Annotated in this window: 18 protein-coding genes; 11 read left to right on the top strand and 7 right to left on the bottom strand. The window is 71.9% G+C overall.

Annotated features, from left to right (window positions below; all coding sequences use genetic code 11):
• Window positions 1-170: 170 nt before the first annotated feature.
• The 3 genes from J4557_RS03575 to J4557_RS03565 all read right to left on the bottom strand — a co-directional run bounded on the left by J4557_RS03575 (window position 171) and on the right by J4557_RS03565 (window position 2340).
• Window positions 171-1652 carry a hypothetical protein gene (locus tag J4557_RS03575; protein ID WP_208264881.1) on the bottom strand — a complete coding sequence of 494 codons (1482 nt, stop codon included), beginning with the start codon at window positions 1650-1652 and terminating at the stop codon, window positions 171-173.
• Window positions 1649-1945, bottom strand: coding sequence for a hypothetical protein (locus J4557_RS03570; RefSeq protein WP_208264880.1), 297 nt, complete (start codon window positions 1943-1945; stop codon window positions 1649-1651). Before J4557_RS03570 ends, J4557_RS03575 begins: the two co-directional genes overlap by 4 nt.
• Window positions 1946-2055: 110 nt before the next feature.
• Window positions 2056-2340 carry a hypothetical protein gene (locus J4557_RS03565; protein WP_208264879.1) on the bottom strand — a complete coding sequence of 95 codons (285 nt, stop codon included), beginning with the start codon at window positions 2338-2340 and terminating at the stop codon, window positions 2056-2058.
• A 265-nt stretch (window positions 2341-2605) separates the two neighbouring features.
• Here J4557_RS03565 and J4557_RS03560 point away from each other — a divergent pair, with 265 nt between their 5' ends.
• The 3 genes from J4557_RS03560 (at window position 2606) to J4557_RS03550 (ending at window position 5137) form a co-directional block, all read left to right on the top strand.
• Window positions 2606-3142 (top strand): ferritin-like domain-containing protein, encoded by a 537-nt coding sequence (locus J4557_RS03560; protein ID WP_208264878.1) that lies wholly within the window; start codon window positions 2606-2608, stop codon window positions 3140-3142.
• Window positions 3143-3192: 50 nt separating this feature from the next.
• Window positions 3193-4161: a TIGR03557 family F420-dependent LLM class oxidoreductase gene (locus J4557_RS03555; protein WP_208264877.1), complete on the top strand. Its 969-nt coding sequence runs from the start codon at window positions 3193-3195 to the stop codon at window positions 4159-4161.
• 490 nt (window positions 4162-4651) lie between these two features.
• Window positions 4652-5137, top strand: a complete 486-nt coding sequence (locus J4557_RS03550; protein ID WP_208264876.1) for a PraA/PraB family alkane oxidation protein activator — start codon at window positions 4652-4654, stop codon at window positions 5135-5137.
• Window positions 5138-5258: 121 nt separating this feature from the next.
• On the opposite strand, the gene J4557_RS03545 is transcribed toward J4557_RS03550, so the two are convergent.
• Complete coding sequence (locus tag J4557_RS03545) at window positions 5259-5873, bottom strand: TetR/AcrR family transcriptional regulator (protein WP_208264875.1); 615 nt, start codon at window positions 5871-5873, stop codon at window positions 5259-5261.
• Window positions 5873-6721, bottom strand: a complete 849-nt coding sequence (locus J4557_RS03540) for an oxidoreductase (protein WP_208264874.1) — start codon at window positions 6719-6721, stop codon at window positions 5873-5875. Before J4557_RS03540 ends, J4557_RS03545 begins: the two co-directional genes overlap by 1 nt.
• A 433-nt stretch (window positions 6722-7154) precedes the next feature.
• On the opposite strand from J4557_RS03540, the gene J4557_RS03535 reads away from it, so the two are divergent.
• The 4 genes from J4557_RS03535 to J4557_RS03520 all read left to right on the top strand — a co-directional run bounded on the left by J4557_RS03535 (window position 7155) and on the right by J4557_RS03520 (window position 10769).
• Complete coding sequence (locus J4557_RS03535) at window positions 7155-8420, top strand: alpha/beta hydrolase (protein ID WP_208264873.1); 1266 nt, start codon at window positions 7155-7157, stop codon at window positions 8418-8420.
• Window positions 8421-8487: 67 nt separating this feature from the next.
• A complete protein-coding gene (locus J4557_RS03530) occupies window positions 8488-9045 on the top strand; it encodes a hypothetical protein (RefSeq protein WP_307799353.1) in 558 nt (185 codons plus the stop codon).
• Between the two features lie 126 nt (window positions 9046-9171).
• Window positions 9172-9963: a VOC family protein gene (locus J4557_RS03525; protein WP_208264872.1), complete on the top strand. Its 792-nt coding sequence runs from the start codon at window positions 9172-9174 to the stop codon at window positions 9961-9963.
• Complete coding sequence (locus tag J4557_RS03520) at window positions 9963-10769, top strand: VOC family protein (protein ID WP_208264871.1); 807 nt, start codon at window positions 9963-9965, stop codon at window positions 10767-10769. Before J4557_RS03525 ends, J4557_RS03520 begins: the two co-directional genes overlap by 1 nt.
• Before the next feature lie 15 nt (window positions 10770-10784).
• On the opposite strand, the gene J4557_RS03515 is transcribed toward J4557_RS03520, so the two are convergent.
• A complete protein-coding gene (locus tag J4557_RS03515; protein ID WP_208264870.1) occupies window positions 10785-11294 on the bottom strand; it encodes a hypothetical protein in 510 nt (169 codons plus the stop codon).
• Between the two features lie 43 nt (window positions 11295-11337).
• Complete coding sequence (locus tag J4557_RS03510; protein WP_307799351.1) at window positions 11338-12216, bottom strand: DUF4231 domain-containing protein; 879 nt, start codon at window positions 12214-12216, stop codon at window positions 11338-11340.
• A gap of 313 nt (window positions 12217-12529) precedes the next feature.
• Between J4557_RS03510 and J4557_RS03505 the strand changes: the two genes are divergently transcribed.
• From J4557_RS03505 to J4557_RS03490, 4 genes are all read left to right on the top strand, one after another.
• Window positions 12530-12709: an FxSxx-COOH-like cyclophane-containing RiPP peptide gene (locus J4557_RS03505; RefSeq protein ID WP_208264868.1), complete on the top strand. Its 180-nt coding sequence runs from the start codon at window positions 12530-12532 to the stop codon at window positions 12707-12709.
• A gap of 18 nt (window positions 12710-12727) precedes the next feature.
• On the top strand, window positions 12728-14998 hold the full coding sequence (locus J4557_RS03500; RefSeq protein ID WP_208264867.1) for an FxsB family cyclophane-forming radical SAM/SPASM peptide maturase: 2271 nt from the start codon (window positions 12728-12730) through the stop codon (window positions 14996-14998).
• Between the two features lie 3 nt (window positions 14999-15001).
• Entirely contained in the window at window positions 15002-15829 is an 828-nt protein-coding gene (locus tag J4557_RS03495; protein WP_307799350.1) for an AAC(3) family N-acetyltransferase, read from the top strand.
• A gap of 155 nt (window positions 15830-15984) precedes the next feature.
• A complete protein-coding gene (locus J4557_RS03490; RefSeq protein WP_208264866.1) occupies window positions 15985-17181 on the top strand; it encodes a TIR-like protein FxsC in 1197 nt (398 codons plus the stop codon).
• The last annotated feature ends 8 nt before the right edge of the window (window positions 17182-17189 follow it).

Here is a 17189-nt window from a genome sequence, read left to right as displayed (position 1 = left end):
GAGCGAGGTCGACAAAGCCGATACAGGCTGGATACAGCCGCCCGGGGCGGGCACGGCGCCCCGGGGCCCGGCGGTCGCCCGGACGGCCTCTGATCGACGAGAACGCGGAGCGGGCCGCCACACTGGCGGCCCGCTCCGCGCGGTCAGGGGTCGGAGGTCAGGGGCAGGTGTCAGGCTCCCGGCGCCGGCTCGGTGGACGGCCCGTTCACGTACTTGACGGCCATCCGCACCGCGCCGCGCAGCATCCGGTACGCGATCAGCGTGAGTCCCAGCAGCGGCAGCACCAGCAGCACGATCTGCAGCCCGGAGGCGATCAGCTGCAGCGCGCCGGCGCCGTTCGCGGCCTCGGCGGCCAGGCCCTGGATCTTCCGCCAGTCCATCCGGATCAGCCCGGGGACCTGCGTGGAGATCAGGACGAGCTGGAACAGCATCACCGGGACGATGACCAGCACCCACATCGTGACGAAGATCTGCGGCCAGCGCTTCAGGTCGTTCAGCCGGCTGTCGGCGCGGCGCAGCAGCAGCGCGCGCCGCAGGATCGGCCCGATGTACTTGAACAGGTCGGGGACCCCGACGAGGTCCGACATGATGTAGTAGCCGTCGAAGCGCAGCGTCGGCAGCAGCTGCTGCAGGATCTCGAGGTTGACGTACAGCACCGCGACGAGCAGCGGCTCAAACCCCGTCTCCACGTACAGCAGCGTCAGCGCGACGACGAAGATGCCGTTGAAGTAGACGCCGGCGAGGTCGGCCCGCAGCCGCCCGAGGCGGCCGAGCCGGTACGACTCGGTGATGTCCGTGTAGAACGCCGGCCAGACCAGGTAGATGCCGCAGCCCATCACGCCGGGGCGGACGCCCCCGTACCGGCAGGCGGCGGCGTGCCCGATCTCGTGGAACGCGCACGACGCCACCCCGAGCCCCATGATCAGCAGGATGCTCACCGGGGCGAGGATGGCGTGCTGCAGCGCCGTGCTCATCGACCGGGTGGCGAGCACCCAGGTCTCGGCGGAGACGACGGCGGCCAGCGTGAGCACCAGCACGACCGGCCGGAACAGCCAGGCGAACAGGCCCGCGACGAACCAGGTGACCGACTCGGGGAACACCGCGATCCGGAACCGGAGTCCGAGGAACGGGTCGGCCTTCACCACGGGCGGCGCGGTGCCGTCGCTGTAGGTGGTGACGCCGAGCGGCGCGAGCTTGCGGTCGGCGAGGTAGATGACCTGCTCGCCGGTGAGCCGGGCCCCCGCCTCGCGCGAGACCGCCTCGGCCACCCGGTCCAGCGCCGTCTCGATGTCGGTGGTGCGGGCGAGGTGGCGGTGCTCGTGCAGCGCCTTCGCGACCAGGAACAGCAGCGGCGGGAGCCGGACGAGCTGCCGGTTCGGCAGGCAGACGAGCTGCGGCGGTTCGCGGTAGCCGGAGTTCTTGAACTCGCCGACCAACTCCACGCCGTCGGTCAGGACCGGCAGGGTGAGGACCGGGGTGGACGGCGCCGTCGCCACGGAGGTCGCGCCTCCCGCGGCCGGTCCGGCGCCGGCCGGGCGGGCGGTGCCCGCCGCAGGCTCCGTGCCCGGCGGCCGCCCGGTGCCCGCCGGGCGTACGGGGGCGCTCGCGGCCGCCCGCGACGGGGAGGCGCCCTTCCGGTGTGCTCCGCTCATGTGCTCTGGTGGTGGACCACGACCGGGACGCAGGTCGTCGTCGTGTAGCCGGCTTCGGCGAGCAGGCCCGTGCCGAGGAGGCCCGGCGTGCCGGTCGAGTGCGTGTACTGGCAGGCGTAGGTGACCTCGGAGTCGGCCGCCCCGGACCCGCCGTCGTTGAGGTTGATGTTCTTGTTGCCGTTGTCGCCGCCGCCGGCGAGCAGGGTCGACAGCAGGGCCCGCTCCGGCAGTACCTCGCCGGACAGCCGGTCGAGTTCCGCGTAGCTGAACGTCTGAGGGTTGGTCTGGCTCATCGGTCGCCTTACAGGTCGTCACAGATAACCGGAGAAAAGGGGGGAAGGGCCGGCGGGAGAACGCCAGCCCTTCCCAGGCGGGCCGGAGCCCGCGAGCACGTCGTTTCGGATCAGTGACCCGAGACCACCGAGCTGCCGGCGCAGGTGAACTCGTTGTTGGGGTTCTCGGAGCTGAGCCCCAGCGCGCCGATGAGGCCGCCCTGCGAGTGGTTGATGTTGCTCTGGCAGTTCGGGACGACCGCGGTCGTGCCGCCGTCGTGGCCGCCGCCGCCGTGGTTGAAGTTGAGGTTCTCGTTGTCGTTGTCGCCACCGACCAGAAGGGTGGACAGAACGGCGCGCTCCGGCAGAACCTCGCCGGCCAGCTTGTCCAGCTCGGTGTAGCTGAAGGACTTCATGTGGTTCCTTTTCTTCCTTGTCACGCCCGGATCTCAAGGTGGAGCCCGGATGTCCCTTTCCCGCCCCAGGCCGAGGCGAGATAGCTCTACGTATAGCACGCGTGACGGAACGTGTCCAAGTAGCGACGCCCTCACCCTGAGTGTCGTGCCGTCCCGGCGGCCCCGCCCGTCTCCGCCGCCGTTTGGCCGTCTCCGCCCCTGCCGGCATGGAGATCGGGGGCTGGGTAGGAGAAGGGGCGTCCGCGCGCCGACCAGGAGGAGAGGCATGACCGAGAGCAGCTTCAGCATCGACGTGGCGAGGATCCGGGAACGCGCCCGGCAGAAGATGGCCGACGGGCCGGTGACGACCGGCTACAAGCGCAGTCCCGACGAGGTCATCGGCGTCCTCAACGACGTGCTCGCCACCGAGATCGTCTGCTGGATGCGCTACTCGCGGCACGCGATCAGCGCCACCGGCATCGACCGCGCGCAGGTCGCCGCCGAGTTCACCGAGCACGCGGACGAGGAGCGCGACCACGCGATGCGCGCCGCCGAGCGGATCAGCCAGCTGGGCGGCGACCCCGACTTCGACCCCGAGACGCTGGCGAAGCGCTCGCACACCACCTACGAGACCTTCGAGGACGGCGACCTCAAGGGGATGCTCGAGGAGAACCTGGTCGCCGAGCGGATCGTCATCGAGTCGTACCAGGAGATCATCCGGTGGCTCGGCGACGGGGACGTCACCACCCGCCGCCTCATGGAGCACATCCTCGCCGAGGAGGAGGAGCACGCCGACGACCTCATGGACCTCCTCGGCAACTGAATCCGGAGCGTTCCGGCGATTGGGCGCGTCCCGGCGGGTACCGAGCCGTCATGGAATTCGGATACACGCTGCTCTGCGAGCAGACACCGCCCAAACAGCTCGTCACCGACCTCGTCGAGGCCGAGGACGCCGGCTTCGACTACTCGGTCATCTCCGACCACTACTTCCCGTGGCTGGAGGACCAGGGGCACTCCGCCTACGCGTGGTCGGTGCTCGGCGCCCTCGCCCAGGCGACCCACCGCATCCCGCTGATGACGTTCGTGACCTGCCCGATCATGCGGTACCACCCGGCGGTGGTGGCGCAGAAGGCCGCCACCGTGGGGGTGCTGTCCGACGGCCGGTTCACCCTCGGCCTGGGCGCGGGCGAGAACCTGAACGAGCACGTCGTGGGGCGCGGCTGGCCGTCGGCGGACGTCCGGCACGAGATGTTCGCCGAGGCCGTCGAGATCATCCGGGCGCTGTTCTCCGGCGACTACGTCAACTACGAGGGCGAGCACTTCCGGGTCGACTCCGCGAAGCTGTGGGACCTGCCGGACCGGCCCGTCCCGATCGGCATGGCCGCGTTCGGGTCGCGCGCCGGACGGCTGGCCGCGCAGCACGCCGACCTGCTCATCTCCGACCAGCCCGTCGGCGACGTGGTGAGCCTGTTCCACCGCGAGGGCGGCGAGGGCAAGCCCGTCTACGGGCAGATCCCCGTCGCCTACGGGCAGGACCGCGAGGAGTGCAAGCAGCGGGCGCACCGCTACTGGAAGTTCTCGGCCCCCGGCTGGAAGGTGATGGCGGAGCTCCCGGGCACGGTCAACTTCGAGGCGGCCGCGAAGACCGTCCGGCCGGACGACGTCGCCGAGTCCGTTCCGTGCGGCGACAACGTGGAGGACTACCTCCAGGCCGTCCAGCAGTGGAAGGACGCGGGGTTCACGCACATCGCGTTCTGCCAGAGCGGGCCCGACCACCAGAAGGACTTCCGCACCTGGGCGGAGGGCGACCTCCTCCCGGCGCTGCGGGAACGCTTCGGCTGACCCGCGTACCCGCGGCGCCGCCGTCCGGACCCGGCTTCCGCGCGCCGCGGAAAGCCGGGTCGGGGACGGTGCCGAATCCGAATTCGCCGTCTCCTTGCCGGAGAACGCCCGGCGGACCGGTTCCCGGCGCCGCGAAATGCGATTTGGTTGCCCGAAGAACCATCCCGCCGCCGACCGAATTGCAACGGACTTTGGTTCTGGTCTTCTCCGGGTCCGCAGGATCCTGTGGTGGCGGCCGCTGTGGCCTGAGAATCCATATCCGGGTATTGACGGATTCCTGAGCGCTGTCTACGTTCTGGGTAGAACGCGTTCTACCCAGGTGGCCGGTCACCGATGTCGAGTGGCGCGACGGTTTCCGGACACCGCTCCCCGACGCCGCGGTGCTCCCAACCGCCCACCCGACATGAGCGGATCGGGCGTCCCGGGTCGCGGATCTCCCACCCCTCCGGGTGCAGGCGCGACGCCCGTCGTCCCCGAAATGAGGACTTCCTTGTCCCGCATCAAGAAGCTCGCCGCCATCGCCTCCGCCTCGGCGGCCGCCACCGCCATCGCCGTCGCCGCGACCGCCGCCCCCGCCCTGGCCTGGACGGCCGGGCCCTACACCGCCAACCTGTCCGGCAACATGACGATCGACGCGGGCACCGCCGTGACCTGCAGCGGGTCCACCCTCAGCGGCGACCTCGCCGCCGACGGCTCCCTCACGGTCACCTCCGCGAGCATCTCCGGCTGCCCCGCCAGCGTCACGCCGCAGAACCTGCCCTGGACCGGCAGCCTGAGCGGCGGCAACGCCACCCTCAGCGGCTTCTCGGTCGAGGCCCTCGGCTGCACCTACGGCGGCACCATCAACGGCACCTACTCCGGCGGGGACGCGCTCCCGGCCACCGTCACCTTCAGCAACCAGACCGTCCACGCGACGGGCGGGTTCTGCCTGGTGCAGTCCGTCACCCTCACGGCCACCTACGTCTTCTCCCAGTGACCGCTGAGAGCTGACGTCCCGCGACCCGGGCGGCCCCGCGCCGCCCGGGTCCCCACCCGTGCCGCCACGGCCGCTACACCGCGTCGGCGGGCCTCGGCCCGGGGCCGGGTCGGCAGATGCGTCAGGCGGTCAGGCCGGCGCTGATCAGCCAGATGTGCTCGCAGGTCGACGATGCCTCTTGCAGCTTCCCGCGGGACTCCTGCGAGGCGTGGTAGAAGGTCCGCTCGATCATCCAGCACAGGGCGCGCGCCATCGCCGGCGCTCGGTCCGGTCCGGCGCCGGCCTGAACGCCGGCTCGTTCCAGGACGGCGGTGATGGCCGCGATGAACAGGTCGGCCGTGCGACTCCACAGCTCGCCGATCTCCGGCACGGTCAACGACAGGTCGATCGCCGTGCGCATGACCAGGCCGTGCTCGTTCCACAGCTCGACCGTGCGCCGCATGGCCGCCGCGATGGCCTGGCGCGGCTCGTCGGCCTGCGCGGTGGCCCGCGACCGCTCCCACAGGTGCTCGACGGTCCGGGCCACGAGCGCCGTGACCACTTCTTGCTTGGAGCCGAAGTAGAAGTACAGGGCGCCGCGCGTGATGCCGGCGCCCTGGGCGATGTCGCCGACGGTCATGGCGTCGTAGCCCTTCTCCGCCAGCAGCGCCTCGCAGGTGTCGAGGATGGCCCGCTCCCGTACATCGCCCTTGCGTTCGGTGGTGCGCCGGCTGCGCGCGGCCTGGTGGCCGGGCATCAGAGCTGAGCGCCTTCGGCGAAGTCGGTCGTGCGGGAGAGGGTCTCCCATGCGCGGATGTCGTCGTCCACGGCCGTGCGTGCGGCGGCGACCAGTCGCAGCGCGTCCGAGCCCAGGACGAGGTGATTCGGCGGCTCCTCGACCGAAGCGATGTGCACGACGGCGTCCCCGGCCTTGGCCGGATCGCCCAGCTGGTTCCCGCTCGCCTTCCGCCGCGCCTCGCGGATGGGGGTGAACAGCTCGTCGTAGTCGTCGATGGTCTGTGCGGCGCGTGTCATGGACCGTCCGGCCCAGTCGGTGCGGAAGGAGCCGGGCTCGATCGCCGTCACGTGGATCCCGAACTGCGCGACCTCCTTGCCCAGTGCCTCGAGGATGCCTTCCAGGGCGAACTTGCTGCCGCAGTAGGCGGACATGCCGGGCACGGCCATGAGCCCGCCCATGGAGGTGACGGCCATCAGGTGCCCGCGGCGGCGCCGGCGCATGTGGGGCAGCGCCGCCTGGAGCGTGGCCACCGCCCCGAACACGTTGACCTCGAACTGCCGCCGCACCTCGGCCAGCGGGGTCTCCTCGAAGACGCCCTCCAGGCCGTAGCCGGCGTTGGCGATGACGACGTCCAGGGGGCCGACGCTCTGCTCCACCTCCGTGATCACATTCGACACGGCGTCGGCGTCGGTCACGTCCAGGATCCGGCCGTGCGCGGACCCGGGCTCGAGCCCCTCGAAGGCATGCAGGTCCTCCTCGGAGCGGACGGTGCCGACCACGGTGTGCCCTGCCGTCAGAGCGGCTTGGGCGAAGGCGCGCCCAAGGCCCGAACTGACGCCGGTGATGAGCCACTTCTGCTTCCGCACTGCTCCTCCAGAGAGGCCTCGGAAGGGGCGGGTGCCCCCTCTCGCTCCAAACTCTACACGACGTCGATTTTTCTCATCGCTACGTAGAATCTGACGGCGCCCCACGGGCACGGACGAGCCCTGGCCTGCGGATCGGCAGGCGCGCGTTTCGATGGGGAGCCGGGATGCCGGGCGACCGGGGGCGGCGGGGAGCGGCCGGGAGCGGCCGGGGCGCCGGCAGGGGCGGCGACGTTTTTCGCGGGGAGCGGGAAGCCGCCGGAAACGGCGGACTGTTCGGACTCCGGCATTCGGACGAGCCGGAACCCGAGAGAATTATTGTAATTTTTGTCAATACTTGCGGATGTGACTGCCGGGACAGTAGTTTCTTCGGGCGAGTGAGCGCAAGACCGGGACTGGCGCGCGGTCCGGATCGGTCTGATCGGCTGGGGAGTCCATGAAGAAGCGTACCGACAGGAAGATCGCCATCGCCGGGACGGCGGCGGCGGCCGTGATCCTTCCGGCCGTCATGGTCGGGCTGGCCCAGGCCGGGGTCGGGGTGCCGAAGGGCAAGCCGGAGGCCGCCGGCAACGCGCAGCCGATCCCCTCGTTCGGGCCGCCGACCCAGCCGACGCAGGTCACCGGGTCGCCCTCGCCGAGCGGCTCCCCCTCCGCGAGCAAGCCGATCAAGGTCCCGAACGTGCCGCTGACGCACGGCGGCAACCCGTTCGGGACCGGCGGCACGCCCGCCGCGAACGACCCCGACTCCAACAACGGCTCGCACGGCAAGAAGCCGCACCTGCCCCCCGGCGTCGGCGGCGGCAAGTACCGCAAGGCCCCCGACGGCGCCACCATCACCGCGATCAAGAAGGTGAACGCGCAGGAGTTCGACGTCAGCATCGCCTCCCCGGCGCTCGGCGCGGTCGTGCAGACGCGGGTGTTCGTCCCCAAGGGGTGGAAGGCGAGCGACACCAAGACCTACCCGGTCGTGTACGCCTTCCACGGTGGCAACAACAAGTACACGTCGTGGAGCCATGACGGCCACATCGAGAACGTCGCGAAGGCCTGGAACGCGATGGTCGTCATGCCCGAGGGCGGCTCGAACGGCTCGTACACCAACTGGTGGAACGGCGGCAAGGGCGGCATCCCCGAGTGGGAGAGCTTCCACATCTCCGAGGTCATCCCGCTGATGGAGGGCAACTTCCACGCCGGGCCGTCGCGCGCCGCGATGGGCCTGTCGTCGGGCGGGCAGGGCTCCATCACCTACGCCGAGCGCCACCGGGGGTACTTCAAGTACGCCGCCGCCTACAGCGGTCCCCTCAACATCACCGCGCCCGGCATGCCCGCGGTGCTGACCGTGATGAACAAGGAGGCGGGCACCTCCATCTGGGGCGACCCCATCTTCAACCGGTCGAACTGGGACGCGCACGACGCGACCGTCAACGTGCGCAACCTCAAGGGCATCGGCGTCTACGTCTCGTCCGGCAACGGCCAGCCTGGCCCCTACGACGACCCGAACACCCCGGCCGGCTCCGCGGGACGCGTCGGCGAGGACCTCGCCGGGCAGATGAACGTCAACTTCGTGAACGCCGCCAAGCGCGCCGGCGTCCCCATCACCTCCCACCTGTACGGCCCGGGCATGCACAACTGGAAGTACTGGCGCCGCGAGGTCAACCTCAGCTGGCCGGCCATCATGGCCGCGATCGGCGCGAAGAAGGTCTGATCCCCGCGGAGCCGGCCGGCGGCGTCCTCTTCCCGGGACGTGCCGGGCCGGGCGGTAGCGTGGCCGCGTGAAGGGGTTGGCGCGGCGCGAGTTCCAGCTCGTGCTGCTGCGCCGGATGGCGGACTACCAGCCCGGCCTCGTCGAGGACGCGGTGCGCGCGCTGGACTCCTCGCGCACCGAGATGCGCGAGGTCAACGCGCGCTGGCAGCGGATCCTGCGGTCCCGGACGTTCCCGCGCGGGCGCCGCCGCTACGAGGCCGTCCTCGGCCCGCCCGCGGACGCCGGTGCGCGGCGCGTCGGCGACGTCGTGTGCGAGGTGGCGTCGTGGCCGCCGTTCCCGCTGTGGCCCGGCCTGCGGTTCGAGATCACGATGGCGCCGGACGGGTCGGTGGCGCAGGAGTGGCTCGTCCGGGAGCCGGGATCGCCGGTGCCGGAGCTGCGGACCGTCGACGACCTCGCCCCGTGGACGTGCGTGGTCGGCGATCTGGCGGCCCGGTGGGACGGGGCGGCGCACCAGGACGGTGACGCGCCGAGCCGCTGGCACGTCGGCTTCACCGCGCCGGACGGGTCGTCGTACGTGGCGCATTTCGTGTGGGGCCTGCTGCAGGACGTGGTGAGCGTCTAGACGCGCCTGGTTGGGGCATTTTTGGGTGGTCTTTGGGGTATCGGGGAATCGCCGCGTCCGTGACGATGGCACGCCCGCCCATAACGTGGTGGATATGCGCGCTCCGAAGGCCGGACTATGCCCGAAGTGACCGGACACGCCGTTGGGCGACCGTCCTGGGCGGAACTCGCGAGCCCCGACGTGAAGGCGTCCCGGGACTTCTACTGCAGCCTGTTCGGGTGGTACGTGTACACGCTGACCGTCCCGGAGTACGACGACTACGAGATCTTCACCCTGGGCGGCGTCCAGGGCCCCGAGGTCGCCGGGATGCAGCGGCTCGCCGACGAGGCGCAGCCGCCGTCCTGGTCGGTGTACTTCCGCACCGACGACGTCCCGGCCACGGTCGAGGCGGTCAAGGCCGCGGGCGGGCAGGAGCTGGTGTCGCCCATGCGCGTCGCCGACCTCGGCGAGATGGCGCTGTGCGCGGACCCGGAGGGCGCCGACTTCGCGCTCTGGACGCCGGGCGGGCTCCAGGGCGCCGGCGTCGTCGACGAGCCAGGCGCGATGTGCTGGGTGGAGCTGGCCTGCCACGACGTCGACGAGGCCCGGCGCTTCTACGGCAAGGTCTTCGGCTGGGAGGCGGTCGAGCGCCGGTACTACTCCCCGTACACGAACCTGAAGCTGGACGGCTGGTCGTTCGGAGGCATCGTCGACATCGGCGACCTGCGCAGGAACGGGTACGAGGCCGACCCGCACTGGATCCCGTACTTCTGGGTCGGGGACTGCGACGCCGTGGCCGCGAGGGCATGCGAGCTCGGTGGCCGCGTCCTGCTGCCGCCCACCGACATCGAGCCGGGCCGGTACTCGGTCCTCGCCGACCCCGTCGGCGCGCGCCTGGCCGTGATCGCGCCGGGCGGCGGCGGCCCGGCGGAGCCCTGATGGCGCCGGCGCCGGCGAAACCCGTTCCCGGGTGGCCGGGCTGGATCGACCTGGCGAGCCCGCATACGGAGACCGCCCGGGCCTTCTACAGCGACCTGTTCGGCTGGTCCTTCTACACGCTGAGCCTTCCGGACTACGGCGACTACACCGTCTTCAGCCTCGGCGACGTCCAGGGGCCGGAGGTCGCGGGGATGCAGGGGCTCGCCGACGACTCCCAGCCTCCGTCGTGGACCTGCTACTTCAAGGTGGAGGACCTCCGGACGGCCGTCGACGCGGTGAAGGCCGCGGGCGGGCGGGAGCTGACCCCGCCGGCGGACTACGCCGGGCTCGGCTCGATGGCGCTGTGCATGGACCCGGAGGGGGCGGACTTCGGCGTCGCGCGGCTCGGCAACGTCATCGAGTTCGGCGCCGCCAACCGCCCGTCCACGATGTGCTGGGCGGAGCTCGCGTGCCGCGACACCGGCAGGGCGCGGCGCTTCTACGGCGAGGTGTTCGGCTGGCGGGCGGTGGAGTGCGAGTACCACGGCTCCGTCTACACGAACTGGGAGCTGGGCGACCGCGCCCTCGCCGGCATGGTCTCCATGGACCACGGGTGGCCGCCGCAGTATCCGGCGCACTGGATCCCGTACTTCTGGGTGGACGACTGCGACGCGTCCGCCGCCCGCGCCGCCGAGCTCGGCGCGGCGGTCCGCATCCCGCCGACCGACGTCCGCCCGGGCCGCTACGCGATGATGACCGACCCCTCCGGCGCCCGCCTCGCCGTCATCACCCCAAGAACCACCGCCGGCCCCGGCGGCGCGGCGTAGGACGGGCTCCTCGTGTCACGCGCGGTCCGCCACCGCGTCCGGCCCGGTCACGCGGGCGCGGACGGCGCCGCCCGGCCAGACGACGTCGACGGCGATGCCCCGGCGGCGCGCGTGCTCCACGATCTCGGCGGTGCCGCCGCGCCCCCGCGCCGGCGCCCCGTCCCACACGGCGATCAGCCGGTCCGCGCGGTCGAGCATCGCCAGGCCGGCCTCGAGGTAGGGGCCGGGACCGGGGGCGAAGTGGTCGAGCCACCGGATGCCGGATGCGCGGGCCGCCAGGTCCTCGAACCCGCGCCGGGCGCGGCCGCCGAGCGCGGCGGCGTACCCTCTCGCGGGGACGATGACCTCCAGCCGCCCGCCCAGCTCCAGGACGGCCCGCGCGAAGATCTGGTCGGCCCCGGCGGCCAGGCAGGAGACACCGCAGAGGTCACCGGCGAACGGCGCGAGCAGCGCGCGGATCTCGCGGCGCACCAGCGCGGCCGTCGGACCGTCGAGGTCCCGGTGTCCGGTGATGGCGATCCGCATGGGCTTCCTCCGGTGTGCCGTTCGCGGGCGAGCGGTGGGCGGTTCAGACGTGGGACGCCCACCAGAGCGTGTGTTCCCGGGAGATGGCCTCTTCGACCTCGTCCACGAAGTGCGCCCATTCCGCCTCGGTCTCCGGCCATCGCAGGCGAGCGGAGATGTCGGCGAGCTCCTGCGCGGCGATCCCGTAGGCGGTCGCGAGCTGCTGGTGCTGCCGGGTCTGCACCCAGGCGAGACCGCCCGCGGCGACCGCGCCCGCGATGCCCGGCAGGTCGAGGCCGAACACCCCGACCGCGTTCAGCACCGCCGCGACGAGGCCCAGCGCCTCCATGGACGCGAGGAACAGCGACCAGCGTGCGACGCTGCGGCCGTGCTCCTTCGCGCGCCGGCTGTACCAGCGGCGCTGGTCGAGGATCCGGCCCGTCCGGTACGCGCGCCGGCGTTCCTCCAGCGGCCGCGCCCGCATCGCTCGCATCTCGTCGGTCACCTGGGGCCGGCTGCCGTCGTCGCCGTCGGCGCTGACCGCGTGCATGTTGCCCAGGATCACCGAGAAGCGGTGCAGCAGCAGCGACTCGGCGGCGCGGTCGCCGGTGTCCGCACCGAACGGCTGGCCTGCGACGGCGAACCGCCAGACGAGGGTCTTGGCGGACTCCGCCGCGGCACGGGACTCGTACCACTGCCGGTCGGGGCGCTCGGTGAGCAGGTAGACCTCGATGACCAGGGCCGTGCCGAGCCCGGCCGCGGCGAGGAGGGCCGCCGCGTCCAGGCGGCCGACGGGCACGCTGAACGCACCGAGCACGGCGGCGGCGAGCAGCGCGGACAGCCGGAGCGCGGTCGCGGTGAGCAGCCGGTGCTGCCCGTCGGCCGCGCTCGCGTCGGCCACCCGGAAAAGTGGCGGGAAGTCCGCTTCGGCCAGTGCCTCCACACTTTGAGTGGAATCAGAGTGGAGTTATGCGTCAAGTTCTGTGTGCACAAGTCCACGTACCAGCGCATGTCCGGCCCCGGCCAGTGGCGCCTCGGCGGCACGTGCGCAGGCGTCCTACTTGAACATTCCAGATTCATGGACTTTCCTGCGAAAGCTGTCACTCGGAGGCTACATTCATGAAACCTGTCACTTGGAGGCTACATTCATGAAACTTTGCTTGACCTAAGACTGACTGTAGCCCCGGACTAGCGTCGGCACGACTTACGGTACAAACATTGTTACGTAACGTAATCACCCTGGAGAATGGATCAAAGTGGACCTTCTGGAAGCCAAAGGCGCGCCGGACCTCGTTGACCTGCAAGAACTCGGGCTCGATGACCTCGCCTCCGACGCCGAGGCCGCCCGCCTCGCCGCCCGCCTGACCCGTATCGACGACAAGGACGAGGAGGGGTCGGATCCGGTCCGCGTCGCGGCGTTCAACTCCTATATCTGACAATAGTCATCTCGCACAATGACCTCCTCAACCGCTTTGCGGCAGTTCGTGCTCAAGGTGCACGCGCGATGCGACCTGGCCTGCGATCACTGCTATGTGTACGAGCACGCCGACCAGAGTTGGCGCGCGCGGCCGGCGGGAATGCCGGTCGCGACCATGGCGCGCACGGCGCGGCGCATCGCCGACCACGCGGCGGCGCACCGCCTGACGGAGGTCTCCGTCGTCCTGCACGGCGGTGAGCCGCTACTCGCCGGTGCGCGCCGCCTCGGCGACCTGATCGCCGCGCTGCGCCAGCCGCTGCGCGGCGTGTGCGACGTCGACCTGCGGGTGCACACCAACGGCGTGCTCCTCGACCACCGGTTCTGCGAACTGTTCCGCGAGCAGGGCGTCAAGGTCGGCATCTCGCTGGACGGCGACCGGGCGGCGAACGACAGGCACCGCCTGTACCGCGACGGGCGGAGCAGCTACGACAAGGCCGTGCAGGCCGTCGGGCTGCTCCGCGGCCGATATCCGGAACTGTTCTCCGGCCTGCTGTGCACCATCGACGTCGCCAACGACCCGATCGCGGTGTACGAGGCGCTCGTCGCGCACCGCCCGCCCGCGATCGACTTCCTGTGGCCGCACCACACCTGGGATGCGCCTCCGCCGCGCCCGTCCGCCACCGCCTACGCCGACTGGCTGATCGCGATCGCCGACCGGTGGTTCGACGCCGGGCGCCCGGTGCCGGTGCGGATCTTCGACTCGATCGTCAGCGCCGGGCGGGGCGGGGCCAGCTTCACCGAGTCGCTCGGCCTGGAGCCCGCCGACGTGCTCGTCGTCGAGACCGACGGGAGCTACGAACAGGCCGACTCGCTGAAGACGGCCTACGACGGCGCGCCCGCCACCGGGATGGACGTCTTCCACCACGCTGTCGACGAGGCCGCCGGGCATCCAGGCCTCGAGGCGCGGCGCGGCGGGCTGGCGGCGCTGTGCGCGCAGTGCCGCGAATGCCCGGTCGTCGGCACGTGCGGCGGCGGGCTGTTCGCCCACCGGTACCGGGGTGACGGCTCCGGCTTCGGCAACCCGAGCGTCTACTGCCCGGACCTGATCGCCGTGATCGAGCACGTGCAGCGGCGCGCGGCCCGGCCCGCGCACGCGCTGCCGGCCGCCGCGCTGCGGTCGCTCGCCACCGGGTACGGCGATCCGGACGCGATCGGCCGGCTGCGCGGCGCCCAGGCGGTCGGCCGCCGGGTCCTCGTCGCGAAGGCCGGCGCCGCCGGTCCGGCCGCCGCGTTCGACGTGCTGCGCCGGGTCGCGGAGTCGGCCCCCGAGGCGTTCGACTCGGCGGTGGCCCATCCGTACGTGCGGGCGTGGGCGGTGCGCCGGCTCCGTGCGCCGTCCGAACCGTCTGCGCCGCCCGAGCCGTCCGCGGCGGACGAGGGAATGCTCGCCGCCCTCGCCTGCACGGCCGCGTGGCGCGCCGGGATGAGCGCCGAGCTCACGGTGGCCGTCCGCGACGGGGCGGTCTACCTCCCCGGGATCGGCCGGTATCCGGTCGCCGGCAAGGAGAGCACCACCGTCCGCGTGCGCGACGGCGCGCTGCACGTGGACGCGGCCGGGGAGCTCGAACCCGTCCGGCACTTGAAGGCCGGGACGTTCTCCGTCGCGCTCGACGACCTCGACCCTTATCGCGACTGCCACGAGCACCCGGCGGCGGCGCGGCTCGGCGCCGAAGGGTTCGCGCGATGGCAGGCGTCCTTCGAGGAGGCCTGGACGCTGCTGGAGAAGGAGTACGCGGAGTACGCGCCCGGGATCGCCGGGGCGCTCACCACCATCGTCCCGCTGGAGGCTCCCCGGGACGGCGGGAGCGTCAGCTCGGCGGCGCGGGACGCGTTCGGGTCGGTCGGCATCGCGCTGCCCGCCCGTCCGGAGATGCTCTGCCTCCTGCTCCTCCACGAGTTCCAGCACGTCAAGCTCGGCGCGGTCCTCGACTTCGTCGACCTCTACGATGCCCGCGACGACCGCCTGTACCACGCGCCCTGGCGCAGGGACCCGCGCCCGCTGGAGGGGCTGCTGCAGGGCACGTACGCGCACATCGCGGTCGCCGACTTCTGGCGGCGGCGCACGCACGACCGGGATCCGGAAACGGCGGCCGAGGCGGGGCGGCATTTCGCCGACTGGTATCCCAAGACGCTGGAGGCGGTCCGCACGCTTCAGGAGTCCGGGGCGCTGACGGGGCTCGGTGAGCAGTTCGTCGCCGGAATGCGGCGCACTCTGGAGGGCTGGCCCGCCCCAGGGACGGCCGGCTGACCCGTGGACGAGGCGATGTGCGGAGGCCCGCCCGGTGCGCGGGCCGCGTCGGACCGGGCATCGCTGGCGGAGGATCTGCGCGCGCTCGGCGTCGAGCCGGGGAGCCGCCTCCTGGTGCACGCGTCACTGCGCCGCGTCGGCAGGGTGGAGGGCGGTGCCGGGACCGTTGCCGCGGCGCTCGGCGACGTGCTCGGGCCGGCCGGGACGATCGTCGTCCCCACCGCCACGTCCGACAACTCCGACACCTCCCGTGCGTTCCTGGCCCGGACGCGGGGGATGAGCGAGGACGAGCGGCGCCGCCACCTGCGGACGATGCCGCCCTTCGATCCCATGACGACCCCGTCCACCGGCATGGGCGCGCTGGCCGAGCACGTCCGGACGTCGCCGGGGGCCGTGCGCAGCGCCCATCCGCAGACGTCGTTCGCCGCGCTGCACGCCCGGGCCGGCTTCTTCGCCGGCGACCACGACCCCGCCTGCCATCTCGGCGAGCGCTCGCCGCTCGCCCGGCTCTACGAGGCGGGCGCGTCGATCCTGCTGCTCGGCGTCGGCTACGCGAGCTGCACGGCACTGCACCTGGCCGAGTACCGCTACCGGCAGGACCCGCCGACGCGCTGGTACGGCTGCATGGTGCTGCGCGGTGGGCGGCCGGAATGGTGGCGGTACCGGGACGTCGTCCTCGACGACGGCGACTTCCCGGAGATCGGCGCCGCGCTCGACCGTACCCGCCATGTGGTGAAGGGCCGGGTGGGGGCCGCGGGGGCCCGGCTGCTGCCGCTGCGGCAGGCCGTGGATTTCGCGGCCGGATGGATGGCGCACGCGCGCACGAGATGACCGCGCCCGGCGGCCGCGGCCGGGCGGGCGGCACCCGTCGATGACCACTTTGTGTCATCTGACGCGCAGAACTGTTCACGGTAAAAATACGCGTCCGGCGGCCTGTATCGTGCCCGGCATTGCCGCTATACAGTGATGGAACCGGAAGGAGCGGCATGCTCGGAAGACTCCTGGCGGATGAGCGACGCCCGCACTTCTTCCTGAGTTATGCCAGGTCGCGGTACCGCCCGGAGAACTCCGACCGGTGGGTCGTCAAGTTCTTCGACGACCTCTGCCAGGACGTCGGGCATGCCACGGGCATGCAGAATCCGGGTTTTATGGACAGGCAGATTCCGGTGGGCGGCGAGTGGCCGGACCATCTCGCCGACGCGCTGGCGAACTGCCGGGTCTTCGTCGCATTGTTCTCGCCTGCCTACTTCCTCAGCGATTACTGCGGAAAGGAGTGGGCGGCGTTTTTGAAGCGGTACCAGGCGCTGTCGGCGGGGCTCGACGTGCCGTCCGCGATCATCCCGGCGCTGTGGATGCCGATGCGTCCCGACGAGGTGCCGCAGCCGCTGCAGTCCATGCAGAACGTCCCGCCAGGGTTCCCGGCCGCGTACGCCGCGGAGGGCCTGTACGGGATCATGAAACTGGGCCGGCACCGCGAGCACTACAAGGAGACGGTGCTGCGGCTCGCGGCGCTCATCAAGGAGCGCGCCGCCGAGTGCGCCCTCTCGCCGCGATCCATCCCGAGCCTGGAGACGCTGCGGAGCCCGTTCGCCGAGAACCCGCCCGGCGCGTCCCGCCCGGCGATCCGGCTCGCGCTCGCCGCGCAGTCCGCCCAGCGGCTCGCGCCCGGGCGCGACTCCTACTACTACGGCCGGACGCCGCGCGAGTGGACGCCGTTCCGCAGCGAGGCCCACACGATGCCGATCGGGGCGTACGCCGGGCAGGTGCTCACCGAGCTCGGCCACCGCTCCATCATCGACGGCGTCGACGAGGCCGGCGCCCGGCCCGCCGACTCGCCGAGCGTCCTGCTGGTCGACCCGTGGGCGGTCAAGGACCGCGACATCGGCAAGCGGCTCCGGCAGCTCGACCGCGACCCGGTCAACGTGATCGCGCCGTTCAACGCCGACGACCCGGAGACCTCCGCGCGGGCCGACGAGCTGAACGGCGACCTCACCGAAGTGCTGCCGAACAGCACCGCCCTGCATGGCTCCGCCAAGCGCGTCACGTCCGTGGCGGCCTTCCGCGACGCGCTGCCGAAGGCGGTCAACGAGGCCGTCACCCGCTACCTGAAGACGGCCAGCGTGCACCCGCCGCGGACGCCGCCGACCATGCCCCGGCCCACCCTGCGGGGACCGGACAGCTGACGCAGGAG

This window comes from Actinomadura nitritigenes, assembly GCF_017573545.1.
GTDB lineage: Bacteria > Actinomycetota > Actinomycetes > Streptosporangiales > Streptosporangiaceae > Spirillospora > Spirillospora nitritigenes.
This window is presented reverse-complemented; position numbering and strand designations above follow the sequence as displayed.

Excerpts from the sequence above, each read along its gene's own strand:
- J4557_RS03575 (WP_208264881.1), bottom strand. The coding sequence starts at position 1,652 with ATGAGCGGAGCACACCGGAAGGGCGCCTCCCCGTCGCGGGCGGCCGCG.
- J4557_RS03570 (WP_208264880.1), bottom strand. The coding sequence starts at position 1,945 with ATGAGCCAGACCAACCCTCAGACGTTCAGCTACGCGGAACTCGACCGG.
- J4557_RS03565 (WP_208264879.1), bottom strand. The coding sequence starts at position 2,340 with ATGAAGTCCTTCAGCTACACCGAGCTGGACAAGCTGGCCGGCGAGGTT.
- J4557_RS03560 (WP_208264878.1), top strand. The coding sequence starts at position 2,606 with ATGACCGAGAGCAGCTTCAGCATCGACGTGGCGAGGATCCGGGAACGC.
- J4557_RS03555 (WP_208264877.1), top strand. The coding sequence starts at position 3,193 with ATGGAATTCGGATACACGCTGCTCTGCGAGCAGACACCGCCCAAACAG.
- J4557_RS03545 (WP_208264875.1), bottom strand. The coding sequence starts at position 5,873 with ATGCCCGGCCACCAGGCCGCGCGCAGCCGGCGCACCACCGAACGCAAG.
- J4557_RS03535 (WP_208264873.1), top strand. The coding sequence starts at position 7,155 with ATGAAGAAGCGTACCGACAGGAAGATCGCCATCGCCGGGACGGCGGCG.
- J4557_RS03520 (WP_208264871.1), top strand. The coding sequence starts at position 9,963 with ATGGCGCCGGCGCCGGCGAAACCCGTTCCCGGGTGGCCGGGCTGGATC.
- J4557_RS03515 (WP_208264870.1), bottom strand. The coding sequence starts at position 11,294 with ATGCGGATCGCCATCACCGGACACCGGGACCTCGACGGTCCGACGGCC.
- J4557_RS03500 (WP_208264867.1), top strand. The coding sequence starts at position 12,728 with ATGACCTCCTCAACCGCTTTGCGGCAGTTCGTGCTCAAGGTGCACGCG.
- J4557_RS03490 (WP_208264866.1), top strand. The coding sequence starts at position 15,985 with ATGCTCGGAAGACTCCTGGCGGATGAGCGACGCCCGCACTTCTTCCTG.